General features: G+C 72.6%; 13 protein-coding genes. 8 read left to right on the top strand and 5 right to left on the bottom strand.

Annotation, left to right across the window (positions count from 1 at the left end):
* Nucleotides 1–331 precede the first annotated feature (331 nt).
* The gene (locus ACIRNI_RS14905) at nt 332–1,084 is read left to right on the top strand and encodes a potassium channel family protein (protein WP_403551588.1); all 753 of its coding nucleotides are present in this window, start codon (nt 332–334) and stop codon (nt 1,082–1,084) included.
* Nucleotides 1,085–1,173: 89 nt separating this feature from the next.
* Here ACIRNI_RS14905 and ACIRNI_RS14900 read toward each other — a convergent pair whose 3' ends face one another.
* Complete coding sequence (locus ACIRNI_RS14900) at nt 1,174–1,602, bottom strand: peptidase inhibitor family I36 protein (RefSeq protein ID WP_403551586.1); 429 nt, start codon at nt 1,600–1,602, stop codon at nt 1,174–1,176.
* Between the two features lie 191 nt (nt 1,603–1,793).
* The gene (locus ACIRNI_RS14895) at nt 1,794–3,422 is read right to left on the bottom strand and encodes an MFS transporter (protein ID WP_403551584.1); all 1,629 of its coding nucleotides are present in this window, start codon (nt 3,420–3,422) and stop codon (nt 1,794–1,796) included.
* A gap of 115 nt (nt 3,423–3,537) precedes the next feature.
* On the opposite strand from ACIRNI_RS14895, the gene ACIRNI_RS14890 reads away from it, so the two are divergent.
* From ACIRNI_RS14890 to ACIRNI_RS14865, 6 genes are all read left to right on the top strand, one after another.
* The gene (locus ACIRNI_RS14890; protein ID WP_403551582.1) at nt 3,538–4,209 is read left to right on the top strand and encodes a TetR family transcriptional regulator; all 672 of its coding nucleotides are present in this window, start codon (nt 3,538–3,540) and stop codon (nt 4,207–4,209) included.
* Nucleotides 4,210–4,435: 226 nt separating this feature from the next.
* A complete protein-coding gene (locus ACIRNI_RS14885) occupies nt 4,436–5,749 on the top strand; it encodes an alpha/beta hydrolase (RefSeq protein WP_403551581.1) in 1,314 nt (437 codons plus the stop codon).
* Nucleotides 5,750–5,833: 84 nt separating this feature from the next.
* Nucleotides 5,834–6,730: a DUF4429 domain-containing protein gene (locus ACIRNI_RS14880; protein ID WP_403551579.1), complete on the top strand. Its 897-nt coding sequence runs from the start codon at nt 5,834–5,836 to the stop codon at nt 6,728–6,730.
* A 150-nt stretch (nt 6,731–6,880) separates the two neighbouring features.
* Nucleotides 6,881–8,299 (top strand): sensor histidine kinase, encoded by a 1,419-nt coding sequence (locus tag ACIRNI_RS14875; protein WP_403551577.1) that lies wholly within the window; start codon nt 6,881–6,883, stop codon nt 8,297–8,299.
* Nucleotides 8,296–8,982: a response regulator transcription factor gene (locus ACIRNI_RS14870; RefSeq protein ID WP_356647266.1), complete on the top strand. Its 687-nt coding sequence runs from the start codon at nt 8,296–8,298 to the stop codon at nt 8,980–8,982. Before ACIRNI_RS14875 ends, ACIRNI_RS14870 begins: the two co-directional genes overlap by 4 nt.
* Before the next feature lie 156 nt (nt 8,983–9,138).
* Complete coding sequence (locus ACIRNI_RS14865; RefSeq protein ID WP_403551575.1) at nt 9,139–10,236, top strand: alpha/beta hydrolase; 1,098 nt, start codon at nt 9,139–9,141, stop codon at nt 10,234–10,236.
* 196 nt (nt 10,237–10,432) lie between these two features.
* Here ACIRNI_RS14865 and ACIRNI_RS14860 read toward each other — a convergent pair whose 3' ends face one another.
* Together ACIRNI_RS14860 and ACIRNI_RS14855 are read right to left on the bottom strand one after the other, a co-directional pair.
* Nucleotides 10,433–11,449 (bottom strand): aldo/keto reductase, encoded by a 1,017-nt coding sequence (locus tag ACIRNI_RS14860; protein ID WP_403551573.1) that lies wholly within the window; start codon nt 11,447–11,449, stop codon nt 10,433–10,435.
* Nucleotides 11,446–11,916, bottom strand: a complete 471-nt coding sequence (locus tag ACIRNI_RS14855) for a MerR family transcriptional regulator (protein ID WP_403551571.1) — start codon at nt 11,914–11,916, stop codon at nt 11,446–11,448. Before ACIRNI_RS14855 ends, ACIRNI_RS14860 begins: the two co-directional genes overlap by 4 nt.
* A gap of 126 nt (nt 11,917–12,042) precedes the next feature.
* On the opposite strand from ACIRNI_RS14855, the gene ACIRNI_RS14850 reads away from it, so the two are divergent.
* A complete protein-coding gene (locus tag ACIRNI_RS14850) occupies nt 12,043–12,864 on the top strand; it encodes a serine hydrolase domain-containing protein (protein WP_403551569.1) in 822 nt (273 codons plus the stop codon).
* 36 nt (nt 12,865–12,900) lie between these two features.
* On the opposite strand, the gene ACIRNI_RS14845 is transcribed toward ACIRNI_RS14850, so the two are convergent.
* On the bottom strand, nt 12,901–13,560 hold the full coding sequence (locus tag ACIRNI_RS14845) for a pirin family protein (RefSeq protein WP_403551567.1): 660 nt from the start codon (nt 13,558–13,560) through the stop codon (nt 12,901–12,903).
* Nucleotides 13,561–13,597: the final 37 nt, after the last annotated feature.

Below are 13,597 nucleotides of genomic sequence, written 5' to 3'. Positions count from 1 at the left end.
GAGGCGAACACATCGGCAACGAACTCCGCTAACTCACCCCGGAGCCGTTCCACCTCCCCCAACCTCATACCGAAGAAGATGCCCACCACCAGCCGAGATCACCCAAGGTAACGAAGCACTACTAGGGGGTGTCTTGTCGATCAGGCCGGATCAGCGAGCGGCGTCTGGTGCGTGTGATCGCAAGGCGGAGGAGGGAGTCCATGCGGTGGGGGCACCTCCCGTGCCCGAAGGGCTACGGGGGCCATCGGCGACCGACGACAACGCGGCGAGCACGCGTGCCAGGCGCCGCGAGCCCGGCAAGATCGGCAAGACACCCCCTAGCATTCCGGACATGAACGAACGCTGGGAGGCGCGCACCCAGGCGCCGCTGCTGGGGCTGGCCGTCGCGTTCGGCGTGGCCTACGCGATACCGATCGTGGCGCCCGACGCCGCCCCCTGGGTCCACCGGAGCTGTCTGGTGGTGGAGTGGGTGGTGTGGGGCGCCTTCGCCGTGGACTACGTCGTACGGCTGGTGCTGGCGCCGGACCGGTGGCTCTTCGTACGCCGCCATCCGCTGGACCTGGCGGCCGTACTGCTGCCGCTGATCCAGCCGCTGCGGCTGCTGCGCCTGGTCTCCACCTTGCTGCTGGTCGGGCGGCGGGCCCGGATGGCGCCGCAGATCACGCTCACGACGTACGTGGCGGGGTCGGTGGTGGGCCTGATGATGTTCGGCTCGCTGGCCGTGCTCCACGTGGAGCGCGACGCTCCGGACGGGAACATCAAGACGCTGGGTGACGCCGTGTGGTGGTCGTTCACGACGATGACCACCGTCGGGTACGGCGACCACGCGCCGACGACCGGACTCGGGCGGGTGCTGGCGGTGGGGCTGATGCTCTCCGGCATCGCCCTGCTGGGTGTCGTCACCGCGAACATCGCGGCGTGGTTCATCTCCCGCTTCGAGCGGGACGACGCGGAGGAGCGCCGCCAGACGGCGCTCCTCGAAGCCCTGACGCAGGAGGTCAAGAACCTGCGGGCGGAGGTCGCCCGGCTGTCGGCCGGTGTCCCGCCCCAGCGTTGCGGCCAGGCGCCCTCCGATCGGCCCTGAGGTCCCGCGCCGCGCGGTCCGGCCCGGTCCGCCACCACGTCCGGCCGCGTGACCGAGGGTTCCACGCGCTGGGCTCCGGGTACCCCGGCTCATGATTCCCAGACCTTGAAGGCCCGTACTTGATAGGGGGATTCGGGAACCCAGGTCCCCCCGCCCGGATACGTCTCGAACTCGCCGGTCTCCGCGCACTCGGCCGACTGGTACGTGGTGACGGGTCGTCCGGTGCGGTTGGCGACGGCGGTCGCGGTGGTGCCCGCGGGGAGTGGAACGCAGCTGTCGACGTCGATACCGGCCAGCTCGTACGTCTGCCGGGCGCCGCGGAAGTCCTGCTTCGGCCACAGGCACAGTTGGCCGGTGTCGCAGGGTCCGAGCCGCGGCGCCACGGCCGCGGGAGCGGTGGTGGTGACGGTCGCGTCGGCCGTGGTCGGCAGGGCGAGCCCCATCGCGCACGCGGCGAGCACGGCGGTGGCGGAGGCGAGCAGGACGGTGGCGTGGGTGCGCGTGGCGTAGGTACGCATGATGAATCCCCCCGTTACGTGTGGTGACGATCGCTTGGCTATAGCGTGACGCAGCGTGATCGCCTCGGGGAAGGGGGCTCGGTCGCATTCACCCGATCGGGTGGCCGACCGGCACCGGGCACGCCTCGGGCCCCGGCAGACGGTGTGCTGCCGGGGCCCGACGGTGGAACGGATGCGAGGGAACTGCGGCGTCAGATGTGGGCGGCGCCCGCACCCGCTTCGGCGTTCTCGCCGCGCTTGGTCAAGGTCGCGACCAGGGCCGCGACGACCGCCACCAGGCCGGCGACCGTGAACGCCATGCCCATGCCCGCCATGAAGGTGTCGTGGATGACTCCGCCGATCCGGTCGGCCATGTCCGGCGTCATACCGGGCGCCTTGGCCAGCTCGGCCGGGACCATGCCGAACTCCGCAGCCTCCTCCAGCCGCGGGTCCGCCGGGACCGGGATGCCGGCGGCCTTCCAGTTGCCCGCGAACTCGGCGCTGACCTTGGAGGACATGACCGCGCCCAGCACCGCCGTACCCAGCGCGCCGCCGACCTGCATCGCGGCCTGCTGAAGACCGCCGGCCACGCCCGAGAGCTCCAGCGGGGCATTGCCGACGATGACCTCCGTCGCGCCCACCATGACCGGCGCGAGGCCGAGGCCCAGCAGGGCGAACCACAGCGACATCGCGAGCGCGCCCGTGCCCGGCGTGAGCGTGATCATGCCGAACATGGCCGCGGCGGTGCAGACCATGCCGCCCACCAGCGGGACGCGCGGCCCGAACTTGGTGATGAGCGCGCCCGCCAGCGGCGAGGAGACGATCATCATCGCGGTCAGCGGCAGCAGGTGCAGGCCGCTGTCGACGGGGCTGAGCCCCTTGACGCCCTGGAGGTAGAACGTCACGAAGAAGAGGCCGCCCATGAAGGCGAAGGCCATCAGGACCATCAGCACGACACCCGCGGAGAGCGGGACGGAGCGGAACATGCCCAGGGGGATGAGGGGTTCCTTGACCTTCGTCTCCCAGACGGCGAAGAGCGCGAAGAGGGCCACCGCGGCGAGCATGCACAGCCAGGTGTTGCGCCCGCCCCAGCCCCAGGACTCGCCGGCCTTGATGAGACCGAAGACGAGCGACCCCATCGCGCCGGACAGCAGCAGGATGCCGAGGACGTCGAACGACCGCGGGGCGTTCTCCGCCCGGTGGTCCTTGAGGATCAGTACGCCGAACACCAGGGCGACGACGCCGACCGGCACGTTGATGAAGAACACCGACTGCCAGCTGACGTGCTCGACCAGCACGCCGCCCAGGATCGGGCCGCCCGCGGTGGACGCGCCGATGACCATGCCCCAGATGCCGATGGCCATGTTCAGCTTCTCGGCCGGGAACGTGGCGCGCAGCAGGCCGAGCGCGGCCGGCATCAGCAGCGCGCCGAACAGGCCCTGGAGCACGCGGAAGGCGACCACGAGGCCGATCGAGTCGGACAGGCCGATCGCGGCGGAGGCCGCCGCGAAGCCCGCGATGCCTATCAGGAACGTCTGGCGGTGGCCGAAGCGGTCTCCGAGCTTCCCGGCCGTGATGAGCGCGACGGCGAGCGCGAGGAGGTAGCCGTTGGTGATCCACTGCACGTCGGCGAGCGACGCGTTGAGGTCCCGCTGGATGGCGGGGTTGGCGATGGCGACGATCGTGCCGTCGAGCGCGACCATCATCACACCCACGGCAACAGCGAAGAGCGTAAGCCACGGGTGACCGCGCAGCCCCTTACCAGGCGCCCCGGCGGAACCGTGGTCCTGCGGGCCCCCCGGACCCTGCGACGGCGTTTTGATGGTGGTCTGACTAGTCATACCGCGAGGCTAATGTCAGCGACTGACAATTGACAAAGCAATTCACACGCCGGTAACTGTCATATCGCTCACAGGTACCCTGAGCTGGTGAAAGAGTCGAGACAAAGGCCATCAAGTGACGGTTGAGCAACCGCCCGCCGTGGGGTTGCGCGAGCGCAAGAAGCAGCGCACCCGGGACGCCCTCGTGCGCGCCTCACTGGAGCTCTTCACCACCCAGGGGTACGAGCGGACCACCGTCGACGAGATCGCCGCCACCGTGGACGTCTCGCAGCGCACCTTCTTCCGCTACTTCGCCAGCAAGGAAGAAGTCGCCTTCACCGTCCAGCACATGGTCGAGCGGCATTTCATGGCCGCTCTGTGCGCCCGCCCCGCCCACGAGGCCCCGCTCGACGCGCTGCGCAACGCCGTACTGTCCGCCTGGGACACCATCGAAGAGGCGATCACCGAGGTCATCCCGGTCGAGCTTTACCTGCGTACCTTCCAGGTGATCGAGTCGACGCCCGCGCTCCTCGCCGTCCACCTGCGCCGCTCCATCGAGATGGAGGAGAGCATCGCCCGGCTCATCGCCGACCGCGAGGGGCTGGACGTGGACGCGGACCCCCGGCCGCGCATCGCGGTCGCCGCGTTCAGCGGCGTCATGCGAATCACCGGCCAGCTGTGGGGCCGCGGGGAGGACGCCTCCCTGGAGGCGATCCGCGCCCTCACCGAGACCTACCTCGACCATCTCGGCCCGGCCCTCGCCGGCGCCTGGCGCGACTCGTCCCGTTCAGGCGCGCCCGCGCCGTAGTGCACGCATACGCCCCAGCGTGTGCGTATGCCGCAGGGTCCCGCGTACGCCGTAGTGCGCGCCCGTACGGCGTAGCAGCCGGCGGCGCTAGAGTGCGCGCTGTGGCGCACGGCGCGCGTCGGGTGCGCACGGTGGGTAGTCGCACTTCCCCGCATTCCCTCCGCCAAGCGTGATCTGCGTCACCCTCTTCGCGGGGCCCCGCGCGTGTCTCCTAGGGTGTCCCGCAGTGACTTCCTTCGACAGCTCCCCCACGCTCACCGTCTGGCGCACATTGCTCGCTCTCGCGGTCGTCTTCGTACTCCTCATGACCACCGGCTGGACGGCGATACGCCCGCAAGCGGGACTGGGAGGACCGCTCGAGGTAGCGCTGGCCGCCTGGCGGAATGGCCGGATCGGTACGCACGAGCTCCCTGACCCCGAGGCGCCGCCGGGCGTCATAGCCGCCTTCTTCCGGGCGCTCAAGGCCCCGCAGCGCGAGCAGCTCGCCGCCGAGCACCCGCTCGTCGTGGGCAACCTCGACGGCGCGCCGGTCACCCTGCGCTACCGCGCCAACCGCCACGCCCTGGCCCGGGCGCTCGACGCCGAGCGCGAGCGGGCGGCCGACACCCGGTTGTCCGCCGCCGGGCACCAGGAAGCCCTCCGCCGCGTGCACCGGTTCAGCTCCCTCATCGGCGACGGGCGCCAGATCCTCTCCTTCGACCCGTCCGGCAAGGGCCGCGTGGCCGAGGTCTTCGGCGACCTCGACCGGGCCGAGCGCGTCTCGGTGGTCGTGCCCGGCGTCGACACCAACCTCCTCACCTTCGAGAAGAGCGCCCGCAAGTACACCGCCCCCGTCGGGATGGCCCAATCGCTGTACGCCGCCGAACGCGCCGCCTCCCCCACCACCCCTACCGCCGTCATCGCCTGGGCCGACTACACCTCGCCCGTCGGCGTCGGTATGGACGCCGCCACCGGCCGGCTCGCCGCCGACGGCGCCGCACGGCTGGTGTCCCTGACCAGCGCGCTGCCCGGTGACTCGCGGGTCTCCCTCTTCTGTCACAGCTACGGCTCCGTCGTCTGCGGCGTCGCCGCGCGCCGCCTGCCCGCGCGCGTCTCCGACGTCGCCGTCGCGGGCAGCCCCGGCATGCGCGCCGAGAACGCCGCCGCCCTCCACACCCGCGCCCACGTCTGGGCCATGCGCGACGCCGACGACTGGATCGCCGACGTGCCCTACCTGGACGTCGGCGGGCTGGGGCACGGCGCCGACCCGGTGGCGCCGGAGTTCGGGGCGCGCGTGCTGTCGGCGTCCGGCGCGGTGGGCCACGCCGGCTACTTCGAGCCGGGCACCGAGAGCCTCGAGAACTTCGCCGAGATAGGCGTCGGCGCGTACGACAGCGTCAGCTGCGCCGGCGGCGACACAGGAGACCCAGGCGATCCAGGCGACGCAGGCGCCAGCGGCGCCGACGGCGGCAGTGACGACAGCGACCTGGGCGACAGTGGTGGCTCACGTGACGCCGACAACGCCTGCCGCAGTGGAATCTCCGGTCCCAGTACCGTCTGACGCGCGTAGAGGCGCGCGGAGTGTGGCGCACATCGGAACTTTCGAGGGGCGACGCGCGGGCGCACGCCGCATACGATGAGGCGCATGGGTGATGTGCTGGCCGGAATTCATGCTTCCTGGGAGTTCGAAACCGACGCCGTGCTCATCCGCTTCGAACGGGGGATACGCGCGCCCAAGCTCTTCCAGACGCTGCGCGAACGACGCATTCCCCACGAGGCGTTGGCGTCGGTGACCCTCTCCCCGGGCAAACGCGGCACGGTCGTGCTGCACGCGGCACCGAGACCGGGCGCCGATCCGCTGATGGAGGCGGCCGCCGGCCAGCTGAAGGAGGGCAGCGACCCCTACCGGCTGGTCCTGCCCGCCGACCGCGAGACCCTCGCCGAGTACTACGCGGACGAGCTGCGCGCCCTGCTCGGTCCGCGCGCGGGTGAACCGGCCGACCGGTTCCTGGTGGCGGCCCCCGAGGCGCCGCTCCAGTTCAAGGCATACGACGGCAAGGCGTCCTTCGACGGGAGCCAGGTGGCGTTCCGGTGGTTCTGGACCGGTGCCTCCTCCGCCAAGTGGAAGGCCGGCGACCAGTCCTTCTCCGTACGGGAGCTGTGCGGGGTCGAGTGGCGCTCGCCCGACGTCCTGGACGGCTACCTCCGGCTGCTGCGGCGCGGCCACACCCCGGAGCCCCAGGCGGATCAGGACCCGGGCGCCGTCGTCTTCGGCCTCGGGTACGGGCCCGTGCACGAGTCGCTGCCCTTCGCGGCGGCGGTACTCGCGGCGGTACGGGACGGGAGCCGGGAGGGCGGCAGGGACGGCTCCGGGGGCGGCGGGTCGGCAGCCGTGCCCGTGCCGGTGCCCGTGGGGGCCGGGCGGCGCGACCCGGCGGACATCGCGGAACGCATCCGGCACCTGGGTGAGCTGTACCAGGCGGGACTGGTGACGGACGAGGAGTTCACCTCGAAGAAGGCGGAGCTCCTGGCGGAGCTCTGACGCCGACGCCGTTCTGACGCTGACGCCGTTCTGACGCTGACGCCGACGCCGGGGCCCACGGGTGTCGCCCCGCCTGATACCCCGGTGGGCGCGGCGCCTGATACCCCGGTATGACGCGGTCGCAGGAGCCGCTGCCTAGGCTGATCCGTCATGCCCCACCTCCCCACGCCCCCGCCCACGCCGAAGTCCCCGCCCCCGCTGAAAACCCCGCCACCGCCCCGGCTGCGCGATGCCACGCGCGCCTCGCTGCGTACGCTCGGGACCGCGCTCGCCACCCCGACCCGGCCCGGCGCGCCGTTGTTCGCGCACGCCGGGGCGCGGTGGCTGCGCCTGCTGCCGTACGCCGTCGCCCTCGTGTTCGTCGCGGTGCTGCTGCCCGTGACGGCCACCGTCCTCGCCCAGAAATACGAGCTGAACGGCGCGCTCGCCACGGTTCTGGCCATCGCCCAGACCGCGCCGCTGCTGCTCGCCGTCGGGCGGCCGCTGCAGGCGTGGTGGCTCATCGGGACCGCCGACCTGGTCGGCGCGCTGGTGGTGCTCGGCGCGGGTGAGGTCGCGGGGCGGCTCTGGCCCTGGACGCCGATGGTCGTCGTCGGCTACCTGGTGCTCATGGTCGCCGTGGGGTTGCGCGAGCCGCTGCGCACGCTCCTCGGCGTATGGCTGGTGACGGGCGCTGCCGGGTTCGTCTTCGAGCTGGTCCCGGAGCAGCGGGCCGCCGGCGCCGTCCACGTGTTGCTGTTCATCCTGACCGGTGTGGTCCTGCTGCTGACGGGGACGCTGCGGGAACGCCGCGACGCGCAGCGGCGGCTGGCCGAGCAGGAGACCATCAGCGAGGCCGAGCGCGCCCGGCGCACGCTGCTGGAGGAGCGGACCCGGATCGCACGCGAGCTGCACGACGTGGTGGCTCACCACATGTCGGTGATCACGGTGCAGGCGGACTCGGCGCCGTACCGGATCGAGGGGCTCTCCGAGGCGGCGCGCGAGGAGTTTTCGACGATCGCCGCGTGCGCGCGCGAGTCGCTGACGGAGATGCGGCGGCTGCTGACGGTGCTGCGCAGCGACGGCGGAGACGGCACGGCAGGTACGGAGGGTACGGAGGGTGGGGACGGTACGGACGCGGGGGGCGGCGAACGGGCGCCGCAGCCCGGGCTGGACCGCCTCCAGCAGCTCGTCGAGGCGACCGTACGGACCGGGGTGCCGGCCGAGTTGTCGCTGCCGGCGGCCGCGAGGCTCGGCACCGTGCCGCAGGCGGTGGACCTCTCCGCGTACCGGATCGTGCAGGAGGCGCTCGCCAATGTGGTGCGGCACGCGCCGGGGGCGCCGACGCGGGTGTCGGTGACGTCGGCGGACGGCTGGCTGACGGTGCTGGTGGTCAACGGTCCGCCTGAGGAGCCGCGTTCACCGGCGCGTGCCCCCGTGGAAGCGCCCGGGCACGGCACCGGGCACGGTCTGGTCGGCATGCGCGAGCGCGTACGGTTGACGGGCGGCACGCTGGACACCGGGCCGCTGCCGGACGGGGGGTACCGGGTGGCCGCCCGCATGCCCCTGAGCATGAAGGAGCGTGTGTGACCATCCGCGTGATCATCGTCGACGACCAGGCCATGGTGCGGGCGGGGTTCGCCGCCCTGCTGTCGGCGCAGCCGGACATCGACGTCGTCGGCGAGGCGGCCGACGGGCGTGCGGGCGTCTCCGTGGCCCGCTCCACGCACCCCGACGTGGTCCTGATGGACGTGCGGATGCCGGAGATGGACGGGCTGGCGGCGGCCCGCGAGCTGCTGAACCCGCCGCCCGGCGTGGACGTCCACCGCCCGAGGGTGCTGATGCTCACCACCTTCGACGTGGACGACTACGTGTACGAGGCGCTGCGCGCCGGGGCGTCCGGCTTCCTGCTGAAGGACGCCCCGCCGGCGGACCTGATCGCGGCGGTACGGGTGGTGGCGGCGGGCGAGGCACTGCTCGCCCCCTCGGTGACGCGCCGTCTGATCGCCGACTTCGCCGCCACCCGGCCCGCCCCGCGCCGGAACCACGCCCTCCGCCTGAACGGCCTGACGCCCCGTGAGACGGAGGTCCTGGAGCTGATCGCCCGGGGCCTGTCGAACCAGGAGATCGCGGGCCACCTGGTCCTCGCCGAACAGACGGTGAAGACGCACATCGGGCGGGTGCTGTCCAAGCTGGACCTGCGGGACCGGGCACAGGCCGTGATCTTCGCGTACGAGTCCGGGCTGGTGACCCCGGGCGACGCGAACCGCTGACACCGGCCGCCGAACACCACGCCCCTCGCCCACACCCCGCTGCCACCCCGTACCCCGGTATCACCCCGTGGATCACTCCGCGGGGTGACGCTCCCTCCGGGGCCGCGCCCCTACCTTCCTCGCGCCGGACACGGCGGAGGAACAGAGGGGGGCGCGATGCACCGGTACAAGAACCAGCACAAGAAGACCTACAAGAAGACATACAGGAGGGCCGCGATCACCGCCGCGCTGGTGCTGGCCGTCGTGGCCGGGACCACCGGATGGGCGGCCGGGCAGGGCAGTGGGCAGCAGCCCGTCACCGGGCCACCGCCGGGTACGGCCGCGTGGCGGGCGGACACGTCACTGGGGCGGGAACTGCCCGACCCGGCCACGGCGGCACCCGCGCAGGTGGCGGCCTTCTTCGACGGGCTCAGCACGGCGCAGCGGCACGACCTCGTGCGGCAGCACCCGACCGTGGTGGGCAACCTGGACGGGGCGCCCGTGGCGCTGCGCTACGAGGCGAACGCCCTCTCCGTACGCCGCGACGCGCGGTACGCACGGCTCGCCGGGCGGCAGATCCTGGCGTTCGACCCGCGCGGCCGCGGCCAGGTCGCGGAGGTGTACGGGGACCTGGCGCGCAGCCGGCACGTCGCCGTCATCGTGCCCGGCTCGGACATCGACGCGGGGACGTACGACCGGGCCACCGACCCGTACGGCACGCCCGCCGGGATGGGCGAGCAGCTGCGCCGGGCGACCACGGGCACGGCCGTCATCGCCTGGACGGGGTACACCACGCCCGTCGGCGTCGGGCTGGACGCCGCGACCGGCGACCTCGCCGAGGCCGGGGCCGAGCGGCTGGTCCGGCTGACCGACGGGCTCGCCGCCACCGGCGCTCCCGAGCCCGCCGTGTTCTGCCACAGTTACGGCTCCGTCGTGTGCGGCCTGGCCGCGGAGCGGCTCAAGGCGAAGGACCTCGTCGTGCTCGGCTCCCCCGGCATGCGCGCGGAGAACGTCGCCGACCTCCGCACCACCGCCCGCGTCTGGGCCGCCAAGGACCCCTCCGACTGGATCGACGACGTACCGAACGTCCAGGTCGCCGGGGTCGGCCACGGCCCCGATCCGGCCGATCCCGCCTTCGGCGCCCGCGCCGTGCCCGCCGCCGACGCGCACGGCCACACCGGCTACTTCGCGCCCGGCACGCGGTCCCTGCGCGCCTTCGCCGCCATCGCGGAAGGGGAAGCGCAGGCACCGGCCGACGGGGAGCGTACGCGATGAGACTTACGGCCCTCGCCGCGCGCATCGAAGCACGCACGCCCACGCATCGCGACCGCGCCATCGATGGGTACGCGCCCTCACCGTGCCCTCACCGCGGGCACGCCGACGGGCCAGCCTGACGGCCGCGCCCGACCCCCTCGGGTGGATCGTGGCGCGGCTCGCGGCGGGGTTCGCAGTGTTTGCGCCGCGCTAGGCCCTAGCCCTCGCGAGCGGCCGACGTGAACGTCATGTCGGCGTACCGGTCTCCCGCCACCCGCTCGGCGATCGGCTCCAGCAGCGCCAGCTCGTCGGCGCCGAGCGTGATCCGGGTGGCCGCGGCGTTCTCCAGCAGCCGGGTGCGCTTGCGCGTGCCGGGGATCGGCACGACGGTGAGGCCGTGCACGGACGCCCGCTGCTGCACCCACGCGAGCGCGACCTGAGCGGGCGTCACCCCGTGCGCCTCGGCCACCTTCCGTACCGGCGCCAGCAGATCGGCGTTGCGCTGGGCGTTCTCGCCGGAGAAGCGCGGGTGGCTCTTGCGGAAGTCGTTGCTCGGCAGGTCCTTGACCGCGTCCACGAACACCCCGGCCAGGAAGCCGCGGCCGAGCGGCGAGTACGGCACGAACGCCACGCCCAGCTCGGCGGCCGCGCCCACCGCGCTGCGCTCGACGTCGCGGCTGAACAGCGACCACTCCGACTGCACCGCGGTGATCGGGTGCACGGCGTGCGCCTCGCGCAGCTCGGCGCCCGTGACCTCGCTCAGCCCCAGGTACTTGACCTTGCCCTCCTTGACCAGTTCGGCCATGGCGCCGACGGTCTCGGTGAGCGGCACGGCGGGGTCGCGGCGGTGCATGTAGTAGAGGTCGACGGCGTCGACGCCCAGGCGGCGCAGACTGCCCTCGATGGACGACCGGATGTAGGCGGGGTCGTTGCGGATGCCCCGGTACGCCGGGTCGTCGGTGCGTACGATGCCGAACTTCGTGGCCAGGGTGATCTCGTCGCGGTGCGCGGCGACGAACGGCGCGAGGAACTCCTCGTTGGCGCCCCGCCCGTAGACGTCGGCGGTGTCGATGAGGGTGACGCCCGCCTCCAGCGCGGCGTCCAGGGTGTCGCGGGCGGCGGCCTGGTCGGTGGCGCCGTAGAACTCGCTGATGCCCATGGCGCCGAAGCCCTGGACGCCGACCTCGGGGCCGTCCTCCCCAAGGCGTACCGTGGCGATCCTGTCGTTGGTCATGTGGCCCTCTCCGACGTCCTGCCGTGGACGCCCGCGTAATAGTTGATCTTGTGGTCGAGTACGGCGAGGGTGTCGTGGAGCTCCGCGATCCGCGCCCGCACATCCCTGCGCGTCCGCTCCAGGAGCTCCTGCCGCTGCTCGAAGGTGTGCTCGCCCTCGCGCACCAGCTCGGCGTACCTCACCATGTCGGCGACCGGCATGCCGGTCAGCCGCAGCTTGCCGACGAACCTGAGCCAGTCCAGGTCCCGGTTGGTGAACCGGCGCTGTCCGGTGTGCGAACGGTCGACGTGCGGCATCAGCCCGATCCGCTCGTACCAGCGCAACGTGTGCGCGGTCAGGCCGGTCCAGCCCGCGACTTCGCTGATCGTGTAGCGGTCCTGACCGTCGGGGCGTGGGTGCGTCGGCGGCGCGGAGCCGCAGATCTCGGTGCCCGGCGTCCGTACGGGGGTGCTTGCGATCACCGTCATGACCCCCACGCTAGGAGGTTGGAGTGCACTCGAAGCAAGGAGATTCCGAGGCAAGATCCGAGGTGGGGTGCGAGCGGGATCTCAGACGCGTTCGAACGAGCTCGCCGCGACGATACGCTCGTACGCATGCAGAGCCTGGCGATGATCGAGAACTGGCCCGTTCCCACCGCTGCCACCGCCGTCGTACGCGCCGACGGCACGGTGGCCGGAGCGCACGGCCCCACGGGGCGGCGCTTCCCCCTGGCCTCGGTCACCAAGCCGCTCGCCGCGTACGCCGTCCTCGTCGCGTACGAGGAGGGGGCCGTCGAGCTCGACGAGCCGGCGGGGCCCGAGGGGTCCACGGTGCGGCACCTGCTCGCGCACACGTCGGGGCTCGCGTTCGACGAGCACCGGGTGATGGCGGAGCCGGGCGCGCGGCGGATCTACTCGAACGCGGGCTTCGAGGTGCTGGGCGACCATGTGGCCAAGGCCACGGACATCCCGTTCGCGGAGTACCTGCGCCAGGCGGTGCTGGAGCCGCTCGGTATGAAGGACACGAGCCTGGACGGCTCGCCCGCGAAGGACGGCGTCTCGACCGTCGACGACCTGGTGCGGTTCGCCGCCGAGGTGCAGGCGCCGCGGCTGCTGGACGCGCGCACCGTGCTGGAGGCGATGTCGGTCGTCCACCCGGGGCTGACCGGCATCCTGCCGGGGTACGGGCACCAGAAGCCCAACGACTGGGGCCTCGGCTTCGAGATCCGCGACGGCAAGTCGCCGCACTGGACGGGGGCTTCGTCGTCGCCGCGGACCTTCGGGCACTTCGGTCAGTCGGGCACGTTCCTGTGGATCGACCCCGACGCGAGTGCGGCGTGCGTGGCGCTGACCGACCGGGCCTTCGGACCGTGGGCGATCGAGGCGTGGCCGCCCTTCACGGACGCGGTCCTCGCGGAGCTGCGCGCGGCGGTCTGAGCCCAGGCAGGCGACGCCCACGCTTGGGCTTCGCCGTCAGCCCGACATCTCCCACACCAGCACCTCGCATCCGTCGAGCGACGCCACCAGCTCCAGGCCCTCCGCGCCGGTGATCCGGGCCGCGTCGCCCGGGCCCAGCTCCTCGCCGGCCAGCCGTACCCGTCCGCGTACGACGTGTGCGTACACGAAGGGCGCGTCCGGGACCGCCGCGCGCTCGCCCGCCGCGCCCAGGCGCCGCACGTGCAACGTGGCGCCCGCCGCCGGCACCGCGTACGGCGTCGAGTCCGCGATGCCGGGCACCGTCTCGTACGACGGCTCCCCGCCCGGCTCGAGCGGCGCCAGCCACATCTGTACGAAGGTGAGGGGTACGTCACCGTCGTTGCGCTCCTCGTGCCGCACCCCGCTCGCGGCGCTGAGGTGCTGGACGTCGCCGGGGCGCACCACCGACGCGTGCCCGGCGGAGTCGCGGTGCGTCAGCTCCCCCTCGACGACCCAGGTGACGATCTCGGTGTGGCTGTGCGGGTGCTCGGCGAATCCGGCTCCGGGGGCGAGCCTCTCCTCGTTGCAGGCGAGAAGGGCGCCGAAGCGCAGGTTGCCCGGGTCGTAGAAGCGCCCGAAGGAGAAGGCGTGCAGGGTTTTCATGCCGGCCGCCGGGTCGCCACCGGCGTACCTCTCGTCAGCGCGCTGAACGGACATCACAAGGCCAACGGTAGACCGGCTGGTCACTCCCCCG

The sequence above is a fragment of the Streptomyces sp. NPDC093546 genome (genome assembly GCF_044765045.1).
GTDB lineage: Bacteria > Actinomycetota > Actinomycetes > Streptomycetales > Streptomycetaceae > Streptomyces.
The sequence above is the reverse complement of the archived record's forward strand: the minus strand, read 5'-3'. Positions and strand labels throughout refer to the sequence as shown.

Bases quoted from the DNA above. Each gene is read 5' to 3' on its own strand.
- ACIRNI_RS14860 (WP_403551573.1), bottom strand. From the start codon at position 11,449: ATGACCAACGACAGGATCGCCACGGTACGCCTTGGGGAGGACGGCCCC.
- ACIRNI_RS14905 (WP_403551588.1), top strand. From the start codon at position 332: ATGAACGAACGCTGGGAGGCGCGCACCCAGGCGCCGCTGCTGGGGCTG.
- ACIRNI_RS14875 (WP_403551577.1), top strand. From the start codon at position 6,881: ATGCCCCACCTCCCCACGCCCCCGCCCACGCCGAAGTCCCCGCCCCCG.
- ACIRNI_RS14895 (WP_403551584.1), bottom strand. From the start codon at position 3,422: ATGACTAGTCAGACCACCATCAAAACGCCGTCGCAGGGTCCGGGGGGC.
- ACIRNI_RS14865 (WP_403551575.1), top strand. From the start codon at position 9,139: ATGCACCGGTACAAGAACCAGCACAAGAAGACCTACAAGAAGACATAC.
- ACIRNI_RS14845 (WP_403551567.1), bottom strand. From the start codon at position 13,560: ATGTCCGTTCAGCGCGCTGACGAGAGGTACGCCGGTGGCGACCCGGCG.
- ACIRNI_RS14880 (WP_403551579.1), top strand. From the start codon at position 5,834: ATGGGTGATGTGCTGGCCGGAATTCATGCTTCCTGGGAGTTCGAAACC.
- ACIRNI_RS14855 (WP_403551571.1), bottom strand. From the start codon at position 11,916: ATGACGGTGATCGCAAGCACCCCCGTACGGACGCCGGGCACCGAGATC.
- ACIRNI_RS14850 (WP_403551569.1), top strand. From the start codon at position 12,043: ATGCAGAGCCTGGCGATGATCGAGAACTGGCCCGTTCCCACCGCTGCC.
- ACIRNI_RS14900 (WP_403551586.1), bottom strand. From the start codon at position 1,602: ATGCGTACCTACGCCACGCGCACCCACGCCACCGTCCTGCTCGCCTCC.